Annotated in this window: 11 protein-coding genes; 10 read left to right on the top strand and 1 reads right to left on the bottom strand. The window is 61.1% G+C overall.

Translation table 11 applies throughout. The features are described 5' to 3' along the window. The gene (locus ABJF10_RS03970; protein ID WP_348543222.1) at positions 1-879 is read right to left on the bottom strand and encodes a sugar nucleotide-binding protein; all 879 of its coding nucleotides are present in this window, start codon (positions 877-879) and stop codon (positions 1-3) included. A 489-nt stretch (positions 880-1,368) separates the two neighbouring features. On the opposite strand from ABJF10_RS03970, the gene ABJF10_RS03965 reads away from it, so the two are divergent. The 10 genes from ABJF10_RS03965 to ABJF10_RS03920 all read left to right on the top strand — a co-directional run bounded on the left by ABJF10_RS03965 (position 1,369) and on the right by ABJF10_RS03920 (position 13,756). Continuing rightward, on the top strand, positions 1,369-1,992 hold the full coding sequence (locus tag ABJF10_RS03965) for a polysaccharide biosynthesis/export family protein (protein ID WP_348543221.1): 624 nt from the start codon (positions 1,369-1,371) through the stop codon (positions 1,990-1,992). 12 nt (positions 1,993-2,004) lie between these two features. Beyond that, on the top strand, positions 2,005-4,128 hold the full coding sequence (locus ABJF10_RS03960) for a polysaccharide biosynthesis tyrosine autokinase (RefSeq protein WP_348543220.1): 2,124 nt from the start codon (positions 2,005-2,007) through the stop codon (positions 4,126-4,128). 91 nt (positions 4,129-4,219) lie between these two features. Continuing rightward, complete coding sequence (locus tag ABJF10_RS03955) at positions 4,220-5,656, top strand: oligosaccharide flippase family protein (RefSeq protein WP_348543219.1); 1,437 nt, start codon at positions 4,220-4,222, stop codon at positions 5,654-5,656. 164 nt (positions 5,657-5,820) lie between these two features. After that, on the top strand, positions 5,821-6,846 hold the full coding sequence (locus ABJF10_RS03950; protein ID WP_348543218.1) for a glycosyltransferase: 1,026 nt from the start codon (positions 5,821-5,823) through the stop codon (positions 6,844-6,846). Between the two features lie 337 nt (positions 6,847-7,183). Then, on the top strand, positions 7,184-8,116 hold the full coding sequence (locus tag ABJF10_RS03945; RefSeq protein ID WP_348543235.1) for a glycosyltransferase family 4 protein: 933 nt from the start codon (positions 7,184-7,186) through the stop codon (positions 8,114-8,116). Continuing rightward, positions 8,100-9,446: a hypothetical protein gene (locus ABJF10_RS03940; RefSeq protein WP_348543217.1), complete on the top strand. Its 1,347-nt coding sequence runs from the start codon at positions 8,100-8,102 to the stop codon at positions 9,444-9,446. Before ABJF10_RS03945 ends, ABJF10_RS03940 begins: the two co-directional genes overlap by 17 nt. After that, a complete protein-coding gene (locus tag ABJF10_RS03935) occupies positions 9,443-9,988 on the top strand; it encodes an acyltransferase (protein WP_348543216.1) in 546 nt (181 codons plus the stop codon). Before ABJF10_RS03940 ends, ABJF10_RS03935 begins: the two co-directional genes overlap by 4 nt. Next, positions 9,985-11,100 (top strand): acyltransferase, encoded by a 1,116-nt coding sequence (locus tag ABJF10_RS03930; protein WP_348543215.1) that lies wholly within the window; start codon positions 9,985-9,987, stop codon positions 11,098-11,100. Before ABJF10_RS03935 ends, ABJF10_RS03930 begins: the two co-directional genes overlap by 4 nt. Next, entirely contained in the window at positions 11,097-12,596 is a 1,500-nt protein-coding gene (locus tag ABJF10_RS03925) for a lipopolysaccharide biosynthesis protein (protein WP_348543214.1), read from the top strand. The genes ABJF10_RS03930 and ABJF10_RS03925 overlap by 4 nt, the downstream gene beginning before the upstream one ends. Further along, positions 12,593-13,756, top strand: coding sequence for a glycosyltransferase (locus tag ABJF10_RS03920; RefSeq protein WP_348543213.1), 1,164 nt, complete (start codon positions 12,593-12,595; stop codon positions 13,754-13,756). The genes ABJF10_RS03925 and ABJF10_RS03920 overlap by 4 nt, the downstream gene beginning before the upstream one ends. Positions 13,757-13,759 lie beyond the last annotated feature (3 nt).

Here is a 13,759-nt window from a genome sequence, read left to right as displayed (position 1 = left end):
TCAGGCGGCTTTCCAGTTCTTGAGCGCCTTGGCGATGGCGTCGTGCACTTCGCTCATCACGATGCCCGAGGCGAGGAGCTTCGAGCTATCGAGCACGCAATTCGAGCGCGGTGTCTTGGCTGCTTTCTGCATGAAGTCTGCCTCGTCGCTGAAGAACGCGAAGTGCTTCTTCGAGACGCCGCTCTGCTGGATGAGGACGACCACCTCGCGCGTCGTCACCGCGCCGGGGTTGGTGACATTGTAAGTGCCGAAGGGGACGTGCTTTTCCCAGCATTCCCACGTGGCGCGGACGAACTCGTCGAGCTGCGAGAGCGAATTCTCCGCCTCGAGCAGGCGGTCGTAGCGCATGAGCTTGGTGAGATAGTTGCGCGGCGAATCGACTTCGTTGAAGGGGATGCGCAGCCGCCAGATGAAGCAATTGTCGGCTCCGGCGAGCACTTCCTCGCCGAGCGCCTTGGTGCCGCTGTAGAAGGAGCAGTTGTTCGTACGGAAGGAGAAATTGGGAGCGTCGGTTTCGCGCAGACCGCCACCATCCCGGCGCCGACCGGTGAAAATGCAACCCGAGGAGACGTGTCCCCAGGGTGTGCCGGTCGCTTCGCAGGCCTGGCGCAGCACGCCGGGCAGGATGGCATTGCCGAGCAAACACTCGGTCTTGTGCAGTTCACACGCGTCCACGTTGGGCTTGCCGGTGTATCCCGCGCAGTTGACGAGAAAGGCGGGCTTCGCCTCCTTCAGCGCGGCCGTGAGTGTGGACACGTTGTAGTAATCGAGCGCGGTGCGCGGCAGCACACGAAATGGGATGCCACGCGACTCCAGGAGGCGCTGGTATGCGCCGCCGACGTAGCCGCTGGCACCGAGGATCCAAATGGGTTGAGACATAAATCGAATTGAAGGCTGGGCCGGGCTCGAAGCTCCGCGGAGCGTCGAAAAGGAAGGTAGCCGCAGGGCGCCAAGATTGATGATGAAGCCGGAAAAGTCCACCCCGCCATGGTGTGAATATTGATGGGCGATGTAACACATGGCGCGGGATGTGACGGTTGTGGATTTTCCAGTCGCGCGCCGTTTTTTGGCCACGTTGCAGCGATTTGCCCACATTGTTGTGGCGGTCCTCAGTGTTTCTCCTCTTTAGGGGGTGAGTGGTCCTAATCCTGCTTTCGTGCGCTGCGTGAAAACCCGAACCCTGTCCGCCCTCCGGCTCCCCCCCAAGATTGGGGCAGGTCGCGACCCCGGCGAGACATGTCGAATCTGAGCGTCTCTTCATTCCACGGCTCGACGCAATCGCCGCGGATCTCTCCGCTCCATCAAGCGTCCCTGAGGGCGGACGCAGCGCAGCATCGTCGCTTCACCAACCATTTGAAACTCAAAGCTATGGAACTAATGACCCTGCAATTTCCGTCTTGTTACCGGCTGAGCCGGCGACTCATTTGCGTGCTGGCGCTAGGGATCGGTCTGCTCTCGTGCCTGCCGCGAGCGGGCGCCGTGGAGGATGCAGATACCTACGTGCTCGCGCCCAATGATGTCCTCGACATCAAAGTCTTCCAGGAGGACGACTTGCATTCAAACCCGCGTGTTTCCACCAAGGGCACGATCACGTTTCCGCTCATCGGTGTGGTGACGGTTGCCGGGCGGACGCCGCAGGAAGCGGCCACCGCTATCCGTGCGGCGCTCGCCAGGGAGTATCTCGTCAATCCACAAGTGACGGTCGTGGTGCAGGAGTACGGCAAGCGGCGCGTGACGGTCCTGGGCGAAGTGCAGAAGCCCGGTGCGTATGACATGCCGGATCGGGACAGGGTCACGCTGCTGGATGCGATCGCCATGGCGGGAGGATACACGCGCATCGCCGATCCCGCGAAGATCGCCCTCAAGCGCAAGATTGATGGCAAGGAAACCGTCATGAAATTTAACGCCAAGGACATGGCGAAGAATGTGCGCACCGCCACCTTTGAAGTGATGCCCAACGACATCGTCACCGTCGGCGAGAGCCTCTTTTGATCACACGAAACTATGGATTCCACCCAACACGATAACGTACCGGCGGGCGACACCCTTGATTTGCTCGGGTTCATTAATACTTTGCGCGAGCGCCTGTGGATCATTGCGGCGTGCGTCGCCGTGACTTGTAGCATCGGGCTGATCTATATCATTCGCACGCCCAAGACGTACGAAGCGGAAAGCGTGATCCAGGTCGATGCCGGGGTGCGCAAGGTCATGGACACGGTCGCGGAAGTGACCAACGAAGATCTCAAGGACACCGAGCAACTGAAGACGATCGAGCAGAACCTCGCCGGTCCCACGGTGCTCGGAGCGGTGATCGAGGAGTTGAAAATTCAACCGGCGCAACTCCGCCTCCCGGCGCGGAAGGATCCCTACGTCGCCTACGAACTCGTGCATGCGTTGCAGGATTCCACCACCGCCAAACTCAAACGCGGGACACGGCTGATCAGCGTGACCGTGGAGAACACCGATCCCGTGCTGGCGCAGAAGCTCTCCGCGGAAGTGGTGCGGCAGTTTACCAAGGCCTACATCGAGCAACGGGTGGGCATCTCCGATGAGGCCTACACTTTCCTGCGACGGGAAAAGGACCGGATCGAGCACCTGGTGGCCGATGCGCAACAAGCGGTGCAGGAATTCAAGGACGCCCACCCCGGCCTGCCTCTCGACGACAGCCCGACCTTGGCGGACAGCCGGATGCTGGCGTTGGCGAACAGCGCCAATGAAGCGCGCAGCGCTCGGGTCAAGCTCGAGTCCGATTATGCCCAGATCCAGCTCATGGGTGTTTCGAAGCCGGAGGATTTGCTGCGCATTACGAGTATCGCCAGCGCCCCGGCCGTTTTGAGCATGGAGAACGACGTGAGCGTGGCGGAATCCGATTTTGCGGGACTCAAGGAACGTTATCTTCCGAAGCATCCGAAGTATATCCAGGCCCAACGGCAACTCGATCAAGTGCATGAAGCGTTGCGCCGCACGATTCTCAAGGCGTCCGAAGCCGTGGGTATTTCCTTGCGATCGGCCAAGCAAACCGAGGAGAACGCCGCGGCTCTGCTGAAAAAAGAAGAGAAGGCCAAACTGGAACTCAGCAAGGTGAGTCTGCCTTACGACAGCCTCACCAAGGAACTGACGGCGAACCAGGATCTCTACAACGACGTCAAGCGGCGCCTGCGGGAAACCTCGATGATGAAAGGCATGGAGCAGGGGAATGTCGAAGTGGTGCAACCGGCGATCGTTCCACCGAGGCCCAGCAAACCGAAGAAATTGCTCGTGCTCATCGCCGCTGGGATGGGCGGCCTGATCATTGGCTGCCTGGTTGCCTACGCGCTGACCAGCGTGGACCAAACCTTCAAGACCGTGGACCAGACCGAGGAGGAACTGGGTCTCGCCGTGGTCGGCTCAGTACCCCTGGCCAGCAAGGCGAGTCACAATGCGGGCGCGCTGCTCACGGTGCAGGAGCCGGATAGCGTGGTGGCCGAATCGTTTCGCTCCCTGCGCGCCGCGCTTTCCCTCGCGACGGAAAATCCGGAACAACGCTCGATCCTCTTTACCAGCGCCATTCCGGGCGAAGGCAAGACGTTCTGCTCCGTCAATTACGCCGTGTCTTTGGCGCGCCTCGGCGAGCGGACGCTCGTCATCGATGGCGACTTGCGGTTGCCGACGCTGCACAAATATTTCTTCGACGAACTGCCGGAGGATGGCGTCGGCGCGGTGCTGATGGGAGAGTGCGGTTTAAAGAGCGCCATTCGCCCGACGAAGATCGAGAATCTATTCGTCCTCTCGGCTGGCCGACGTATTCAACAGCCGGCGGAACTTCTGGCCAACGGTGGCTTCCAGAAATTGATGAAAGAGGCCGCTGGGCAATTCGATCGCATCGTCGTGGACAGCGCACCCATTCACGCGGTGAGCGATGCGTTGCTGATGTTGAACGATGTCGAAGCCGTGTGCCTGGTCATCCGTTCCGGGAAAACGCCGCGCCGCGCCGTGAAACGCGCCGTGCATATGATCGCCGAGGCGGAAGGTGCGATCTCCGGCGTCATCCTCAATCGCTTGCGCGCTTCCGGAGCGGGCTACTACTACCACTACGGCGTGGGCGAATACGGCAAAGGAGTTTACGGCGCAGCCAAGAATGCCGCCTGATCCTGCGCCGCCTCGCATGAACAGCCCGGTGAATCCATCGGACGGAGATACTCTTCCTGCACGGCGGGGGCGACCGGCCGCACTGTGGGCTTTGTCCGACTCCTTTCTGCAGACGGGCTTTTCCTTCGTCACTTTGCTCGTTCTCGCGCGGCTGGTCGGGCCGGAAGAGTTCGGGGTGGCGGCGGTCGCTTTGAGCATCGTGCAGGTGCTGGCCTTGTTTAGCGAAGTCCTGTTGCAGGACGCCATCGTGCAGCGCCTGGAGATGGATTCCGCCACGGCCAATGCGGCGTTTTGGGTGTCTACGCTCAGCGGGCTGGCGCTCAGTGCCGGCACGGCGGTGGCGGGGGGGTGTCTCTACCTGAAAGGGCATGGAGGCCATCTGGGGGCCGTACTCGCCGTCATGGGGGTCTCGTTGATTTTCGGTGGGATCGGGGCGGTGCCGGTGGCTCTGCATCGCCGGGAACTCAACTTTCGCGCGCTCACGCGCCGCACCTTTGTCGCCCGTTGTGTTAGCGGGATGATCGGCGTGCTCATGGCCTTGATGGGAACTGGTGTTTGGGCTTTGTGCGCGCAACAAGTATGCACCGCGCTCTTCTCGTCTGCCGCCGTTTGGCAGGAATTGTCGTTTCGCCCCGCGTGGCCGGTGCAGTGGCGCCTGGCGCGCGGATTGTGTTCCTATGGGGGACGCGCCATGGCTGCGCAATTTCTCATGCACGCGGGAACGCGGCTTTGGGTGGTCATTGTGGCCGGTGTGCTCGGGCCGGTCGCGGCCGGCTATTTCAACCTGGCCCAGCGCGTGGTGGAAACGCCGCGGGATGCGATCGGCACAGCCATCAACTCGGTGGCGCTGTCCCTCTTTTCGCGCCGGCAGACAGAACCCGCGAAATTCTGGGAATTGTACAATGAAGCAGCGGGTTTGGTCGTTTGCTTTGTTGCAGCGCCATTCGCCATTTTCTGTGTCCTGGCGCCCCAAATCATCGGGACCGTCCTCGGGCAGGCATGGCTTCCGGCCGCGCCGGCGGCGGGAATCTTCGCCTTTGCTGCTGTTCCGCATATGCTCCGGATTTTGCACCCGCCGGTGATCAACGCTCTGGGGCGGCCCGGTCTGTTGTTTTGGGTCAATGCCGCGGCGATTTTAGTCAGTTTGGGTGCGTTCTTGTTGCCCATCCTGATCAACGGCGCCTGCACGTTGAGCCTGGCGGCGATGAGTCTCGCCTTGCGCGTGGTCGTGACTCTGGCGATGGGCGCAGTCCTGTTGCGGGCGTGTTTCGGAATCTCCTTTCGCCGCCAGTTTGCGCCGTACGCTCTTCCGCTCGTCTTGATTCTCATGGCGACGGGTGTCGCGTGGCTGGTGGCTTGGAAGGTCGCGCCGGCCGGACTCGCTCTGTCGGGATTGGCCGGCGGGATGGGTGGCGTCGCCGTCTATGGTGCGCTGCTCGCCTGGCTGGGACCGGAATGCGTCAAAACGGTCTGGCGGACCTATGTGCCGCGTTGGCGCCCGGTCGCGCAACCCGAGGTTTCCGTATGAACGAGGCGCCCACGCTTACGATCGAAAGCACCGCCCGCCAGCAGGCCCCCAGCCGTCGTCCGCGTGTCCTCATCTTGCGGGCCTATCCGGCCCGGATTTCCCCACGCTTTTATAACGTGCAGGAGATGGGGCTCGCCGCGGACTTGCACCTTCGCGGTATCGACGTGGAAATCGCGGCCGCGCTAGAGGACGATTCCAGTGAGGGTTCAGAGCCGTACCGCCTCCGGCCCATGCGTTACGGAGGATTTGTGAACACGATGTCGTGGTTCGACGACCTGTCCCAAATCGATTGGACGAAGTACGACGTCGTCCAAATCTCGGATTTGTGTCTGCCGGGCAATCTGCAAGCGCTCCTGCGCATCCCCGCCAGCATGCCTATTCTGCTCTACCAAGGGCATTACTGGGAGCCTTCTGGATTCAATCGCTGGCTGCGCCTGGCCTGGACGAGATTGGCTGCCGCAGCGTTGAGCCGTCGCCGTCGCTATTCTGTCCTGGTCAAGAATGAGGGTGCCGGGGAGATGCTCGCTGCGTATGGATTGCGGAATCCGCGCGTGGTCGGAGTGGGCTTGCAAGCGGCGCGCCTTTTGACGCCGGAGCCATTGCCTCCCGCGATGGAGGACTTTCTCGCCACCCATTCGTGTCCGCTCCTTTACGTGGGAGCGGTGGACAGCCGGCGCCCCGTCAGATGGGTCTTGCGTCACTTGCGTGACGAAGCCCTCGCGAGTGCGGGTGCCATTGTGGTCGGCAAGGGGACAGATGAAGCCGGCTTGCAAGCGGAATTTGCCGATCTGGTCCAGGCGGGCCGCCTGCTTTTTGTTCAGAGTCTGACTCAAGGGCAGCTCGGAAACCTCTATCGCCGCATCGGCTTACTGGTGCTACCGACCAATTTCGAAATCTACGGAATGGTTTGCCTGGAGGGCGTCCTGTTTGATTTGCCCGTTCTGGCGAGCGACGTTCCGGGACCGAGAACCATTGCGCGTCGGTTTCCAGGGTCGGTTACCTTGATTCCCACGGGCGAAAGTCCCGAGGCGTGGCGGAGCGCGCTCATTAAAGCGATGAGCGCTGTTCATGGAAGGCCGGACAGGCCGGCACCCACGCCGGCGAACATTGATAAGTTGTCCTGGCGGGCACAGGGAGAGGTCTTTGCCGCCGCCATCAAGGATCTAACCGGAGGGCCCGCCGATGAGTGAGCCCCGTTTCACCGTGGAGACGGAACTTCCGGCAGCCGCCTCACGAGTGGGCCTGCTTATTCAAGGTGACGATAACTATGGCGTGGGCCAGGTCGCGCGGCTGATCGCGCGTCTCATTCCCGGGATAGAATGTATCGCTTTCAATCCGGGCTCTGAGAGTGATGAAATCGCTGCCTTGGGTGTCCCCGTGCATGTCCTGGAAAGCGGAAGTCCATTTCAGACCTTCTCACCGAGTCGCGGCTTTTTCGCGGCTATCCGGCAAGTGCTGCAAAAGCGACCGTTGTGGGAAAAGTGCGCGGATGAAATCCACGGCATTTGTCAGCGGCGGGGTTTGCGCGTGCTGCACGGGAACGTCTTCGCGCATTACTTTTCCCTTGGCGCGCTCCGTCGGAAATATCCGGGCTGCTACCGAACCATCTGGCACATTCACAACAACCTGAATGTCGTCCGGCACTTCGGCATCCCGGCCCGCTTCAATTGGCGGCAAGCTCGTCGAGGCGCGGATTGGCTGCTCTGCGTGAGCCGCGCATCAGCCGCGGGGTGGGCGCCATCGGGGGTAGCTACCGAGGTCGTGCACAACTGTGTATCGCCGCAAGCTCGTGTCTCACGCCCGGCGTCGGTCGCCTCCGGTCCGCTTCGCGTGGTGGCGAGCGGTCGCATGGAATGGAATAAGGGTCTGCATGTCGCCTTGGAAGCACTGGCCAGGGTGCTCGCCGCCGGCGTGGATATGACGTTGGACGTCTTTGGAGGCCCGCTCGAAGGCAACGAATATTTTGCCCAATTGCAGGCGATGACTGTGGAACTGGGAATCACGAAAGCCGTGCAATTTCACGGCTTCCAAAGCGATTTTATAAAACGTCTGCCATCCTATGACATCGCGTTGCAGTGCCGCATCGATCCCGAACCATTCGGTTTATATGTCCTCGAATGCATGAATATCGGCGTGCCGGTGATCGCGAGTGCCAATGGTGGCATTCTTGAACTCCTGCGTGCCGATGTGGACGGACTGCTTTATCCTCCGGGCGACGCGGCTGCTTTGGCGAATGGCCTCATCGAGCTGGCGAGGAACCCGGCCCGGCGTCAGCAGCTTGCCGAGAATGCGCGGGTGCGAGCCCATGAGGAATTTTCGCAGTCCATCTTTGCCCGGCGGCTCACCCAGTTCTACAGCCGGGTGGGCGCGACACTGCCGGCGGAAGACGCCTTGAAATGCCTTGCTTCCGCGTCTGGAAGCGCACCCCAAAAATCAATATGCTATGAGAGCGCAATCTGAGCTGAACACCCCGATTAGAGCCAGTGCGCGCGATGGCGTATCGATTTCGAAGAGCACGCTCGTCAGGCGCATTTGCCTGGCGATTCTGCTCGTGTCGATGCTGCTTTCGCGCGTGGCCATTCCGCTCGGTGACAAGCAAATACCGATCTCCTTCTTTTTCGGTCTCTGCGGCTTGGGGCTCATCGCCTTCATCAATCGCGCCAGCCTTTCCGCCACCCGCTTGCTCGCCGTCGGCTTGGTTAGCGCGGTCATCATTGCCGAGACCGTATTCGTCCACCGAACCTCCTCGATACTCTCTGTCGCGTATGTGATCGCGCTCTACGCGCCCCTATCTCTTTCTACTGGACTCGATTTACGCCGCGATCTCCCTCTGCTTTGGAAGAGTTTGGTCTCGGTCATGTGTCTGGTCAGCCTGCTGGCTTTGACGCAGTTGGTCGGTCAGTTGGCCTTGGGTGGGATGTATCTCGACCCGATCGACTGGGTTCCGGAAGCCTGGCAGATGGCCGGGTTCAATACCGCTGCTCCCATTTTCGCCGGGTCGATTGATACCTTGAAAGCCAACGGCATGGTGTTTCTTGAACCATCGGTTCTATCTCAATTCTCCGCGCTGGCGATCCTTGGGGAATTGGTGTTTTTCCGCCGGCCGAGCCGCTTGCTATTGCTGGGCGTGGGCTTGATCTGCTCGTTCTCGGGCACAGGCATTTTGATGCTGCTGGGAGGGCTCGCCTTTGTCTCAAATATTCGAATGATGGCTGTCGTTGCTGTCGGCCTCGCCATGGCCGGTATTTTGGTGGCGGTCAGTGGATACGGTGATGCCTATCTTTCTCGTCTGGATGAAGTGCGTCGTCCCGGAACCAGCGGCCACCAGCGGTTCGTTGCTCCTTTCATTGCCATGGCCAAGCCATGGTCAGTATCGAATCAACTGGGCCTCTTCGGCATGGGTGCAGGCACCGCTGAAGCTAGTGTGGAGGAGTTAAACCTCGAGACCAATGCGAACTACTCGCCGGTTCCCAAGGCGACCGTGGAGTATGGCGTCGTCGGATTGATCGCGTTTCTCATTTTGTGGTTTTCCATGTTCTCGCGGGCGGCGCTGCCGCGGACATTGTCGGTGGCGCTCCTGTTCTTCTACTTCATCACCTCTGGCGCGATGCTTCAGCCGTTCACCGTCCTGCCGATCTGGTGTCTGACCTTGGGGTTTGCCCGCCGCCCATCGGTGCGCCCGGCGATCAGCGACAGTGTGCAGCGCTTGAAACTGCGTCGCCAGGCGCGCTCCAATATCCTGACGATGCCCCTCGGGGAACAGGAAAGCGGCAGCCCAGTCCTATCGTGAGTAAGATCGCCGAAGAGATCGATGTCCTTTTAACTGCGCTGTTATTGCGTTTGTTGGACTGCCTCGGCCCGGGTCGCATTGGCGACCGTTGTCGTGGTGCCGTTCTGCGCTTTTGCGGCTACGGGTTCGGCGAGCGGGTGACGGTCTCCCCGGGGCTGACCCTCAAGTCACGCTGCGATCCGGTCGTGATCGGCGCGAACTGTTACCTCAACCGCGAAGTCTATTTCGATGCGGGTAACTCCATCACGATCGGCCAAAGCTGTGACATAGGATTCCGGACTATTTTCACGACCTCCGGCCATCGGCTGGTGTCCGACCGCCGTGGCCGCCGGCCGGTTATGAGTCGTGGGCCGATCGTCGTGGACGATTTTGTTTGGATCGGAGCCAACGTGACGATTCTCGGAGGTGTCACCATCGGAGAGGGTTCGGTCGTTGGCGCGGGCAGTGTCGTGACCAAGGATGTGCCGGCCAATTCCCTCGCGGTCGGCGCCCCTGCGCGTGTCGTGCGCGACCTCGGAGCAATCGAGGAACTCGTTTCATGAACGCCACCGTTCCGGCAACCACTTCGTTTCATGAGGCGATTCCGCGCGCGGCCGCGATCCCCAAGGCGCGTCGCGATTCCAGCCTGGATTTTCTCCGTTTCCTCGGTGTCGCCGGCATCGTCATTGCCCATAACTCGCCACCTGCCTGGTTGTTCCAATTGCGTCAGTTCGATGTCCCGCTGGTGATCCTGATCTCCGCCATCCTCATCGAACGGCAGTACCGCCACCGGCCTTTCACTGCGGGTGAATATTTGCGCAAGCGGGCCGGGCGAATTCTGGCGCCGACCTGGTTCTTTTTCGTTCTCTATTTTTTGATCGTGGCCCTTTGGTCCAGGGTGACTGGCACTCCCTTTCCCTACGCGGCCAAAGCCGTCGTTGGGACCTTTCTGCTCGGGTCTGGTATCGGTGCGGTCTGGATTTTTCGGATCAACCTTGCGGTCGCCGTGCTCTCGCCCCCTCTGCTCCGCGCCAACGCCTGGCTGGGTGCGCGCGTCTGGTTGGCGATTCCAGCGATCATGGGCTTGTTGGAACTCATCAATGCCTTTATGCGGCCGACCGGGTCGTCGTCGGTGGACAGTCTGATCAAGTATCTCGTCGTCGAGCCATTGCCTTATTATGCAGTGGCGTTGATCGGCTTCAATCTGGGGCGGCTTTCGACGCGTCGGATTCTGGCGCTCGCCGCCGTGATGCTGTCGGTGTTTCTGGTGGAATTGGGCTGGCTGCGATGGGCAGGGCTCCCGCTGGATACGCAGTCATACAAATACCCGGCGCAGATCTACTACCTGTCTTACGCGTTGTTTTGCTCGCTCGTCCTCTACGTCGGTTTCACGCGCCCGGCGGTCGCAGCGAGATTGCCTGAATGGTTATGCAATCTCGGCGCCTATTCCATGTGGATTTACCTGTGGCATATTTTCTGGCTCTTCGTTGTCGCCCAGACTTTGCAACGATACCCGGAAGGGGCGTTCCATTCATTCACCATCCGTTACGTCTTCGTCCTCGTAGCTTCGATCATTACGACGCTCCTGATGCGGGCGGTCGCCAGCCGATTTGTTGATCAGCGGTCTCCGGAGTCACCCGTTGCCCAATGGACGTCGATCCTGTTCTTGAAATGAAAGCGCCTGAATCAACAGATGATTTGCGGGTCCCAGAGATCCGCACGCAAACCATTCGGGGCGCGGGTTGGTCCACCATCGAGGGTGCGGCCAGCCAGGGCCTGGCGTTTGTCGTCTTTCTCTTCATGGCGCGCCTGCTTTCGCCCACCGACTTCGGTCTCGTGGCGCTGGCGAACCTGTATGTCATGCTCGCGCAATTCCTGATCTTCTGTGGGCTCGGGCCGGCGGTGGTGCAGAGCAAGGAATACGACGAGGAGAATTTCGATACGGCCTTCTGGCTGCAAATGGCTGTGGGGTTGGGTTTCTTTGGCCTGACGATTGGACTGCCCGCGGTCGTCGCGGATTTTTTTGGCACGAGGAGCCTTACGCCGATTGTCGCGGCCCTCTCCCCCATCTTCATTTTCTCCGCTCTTTGCTCGATGCAAAATGCGGTCCTGTCGCGCCAGTTGGATTTCCGCTCTCTCGCCTTGCGCACCCTACTCGTGAGTATCATCGGAGGAGCTTTCGGCATTGCGCTCGCCTTATTGGGCTATGGCGTCTGGAGCTTGGTCGGCCAGCAACTCTTGTCCGGTCTCGCCGAGGTCGTCCTCTTGTGGCGGATCAGTCCCTGGCGGCCTCGCTTTCGATTCTCGCGCGAGAAAGCGCGGCGTTTGGTCCGCTTCGGATTCCATGCCATGGCAGCGGATCTGGCCAACCTCGTCAGCCGGCGCAGCGGGCAGTATTTTGTCGGGAAATTCCTGGGTCCGCTCCAGAGCGGATTTTTCGCCATCGCGGCACGGGTGAGCACTCTGGTCTCGGAGATCATGATTCGCTCCTTGGGGCGCGTCACGCTGTCCTCGTTTTCGCGGCTGCAGGGGCAACCGGATCGCTTTGCCGCGGCCTTTTATCGCGTGGTCGGGATGCAGAGCGTGCTCGTTCTGCCAGTATCAATCGGCCTGGCGTTGCTGGTGCCGGAAGTCATTACCGTTCTCTTCGGGGCGAAATGGCTGCCCGCGGCGCCGACCATGCAGGTCCTCCTGTTAGGCAGTGGCTTCGAGGCGCTGACGTCGGTGCATAACTCCACTTTGACAGGCGCCGGTCGCCCCGACTGGTGCAATTGGCTGACCTGCGCGCACCTCACGCTGAATCTGGTGGGCTTCGCGATCGCGGTGCGCTGGGGGATGGAAGCGGTCGCGCTCGCGAGCCTCGTTCGCGCGGCGGTGCTCTATCCGGTGGAATTGGTGGTCCTCAAGCATTGCCTGGGCCTGTCGCCGTGGGAATCCATCCGGCGTGTGTTGCCTCTGTTGGTCGTCACCGCGGCAATGGCCGCGGCGGTGGTTGCGGTAAAACAGGTCAACGCGGGCGCGGCGCTGACGCTCGGCCTCGCCACGCTGGCGGGAACCGCCTGTTTTGTGGGCGCGCTCTACCTTCTCCAGCGCGCTGTCTTCACCGAAATGGTCGCTTGCCTGCGCATCTTTCGCCGGGGCCCTCTTACCGAAATGGCGGTGCCCGAATGAAACTGGTCATCCTCGCGCCCCATTGCGAACTTCCCGCACGCGACGGCGCGGCGATCCGCTCGTACGAGATTGCGCGGGGCCTTGCCGCCGGGATGGAGGAAACCCACTTCCTGGCCAAACGAACGACGATGAATCTGCCGGCCGGCGATGTGCAACCGTTCCCGGGCGGCGAGCGTTCGAGCGTGCTGGCTGCGTTGGGGTCGGCGGTGACCGCGACGCATTATCTGGTCCTGAAACACATGCCGGGCGCCTGGCAGCAAGCGGTCGCGCAACGGGTCGGTGCCTTGCAGCCCGACCTGATCGTGGTGAATTTTCTGTGGGCGTGGCCCTTGGTCGCGGAGATCGCCGGCGACGCCCGGGTCTTTATCGATACGCACAATTTCGATCCCGAGTGGTGGAACAACCTTGCGCGCCATTCGCGCAATCCGCTCAAAAAACTGGTCTGCCGACACTCGCTGCAAGCGATTCTGCGCACCCTGCGCGAACTCCCTGCCGGCACCGGCTTGATTCACGTCAGCGAGCGCGACGCCGCGGCCTATCGGGAACTGCGTCCCGATCTCGAGCATCTCGTGCTGCCCAATGGATGCACGCTGCGTCCGCGCCAAAAGCGGCCCGATTACCGTGCGCAGAAAAAGCGCCTGTATTTTCTCGGCCTGCTTTCGGTGCAGATCAGTTTCGATGCGTTGGAATTCTTTGCCCGCGAATTCTGGCCGCAATTGCAGGAGGCCGCGGAATTCTTCGTGCTGGGCGCGCATCCCAGTGCGGGAGTGCGGCAGCTCTGCGCGCAGCATGGCTGGCAGTTGCGGGAAAATCTCGCGGAGGAGGAACTCGCGGGTCTCATCGAAGAAATGCATTTCGCCGTGCTGCCCTTTGCCTACGGCGCGGGCTCGAAGCTCAAGCTCGTCGACGCCTGCGGCCGCGGCGTGCCCGTGCTGGCCACGGAATCCGGCGTCAAAGGATTTACCGGATTGCCCGGCACAGTGCTCGTTTCCGGGAGCCCGGAGGAATGGCGGCAGCGGCTGGAGGAGTTCTCCACTTTCGACGACGGCGCCGTGGAGGAGACGCTCGATTTCGCCGCGCGCTATAGCTGGGAAAAACTGACCGCCGATTTCCTCGCGCAGCATCCATTTGGTGAACTCAACCTTGCCCGCGTCACCTGATTA

The organism is Chthoniobacter sp., assembly GCF_040003245.1.
Lineage (GTDB): Bacteria > Verrucomicrobiota > Verrucomicrobiia > Chthoniobacterales > Chthoniobacteraceae > Chthoniobacter.
Note: the sequence above shows the minus strand (reverse complement) of the source record. Positions and strands in the feature narration are given on the sequence as shown.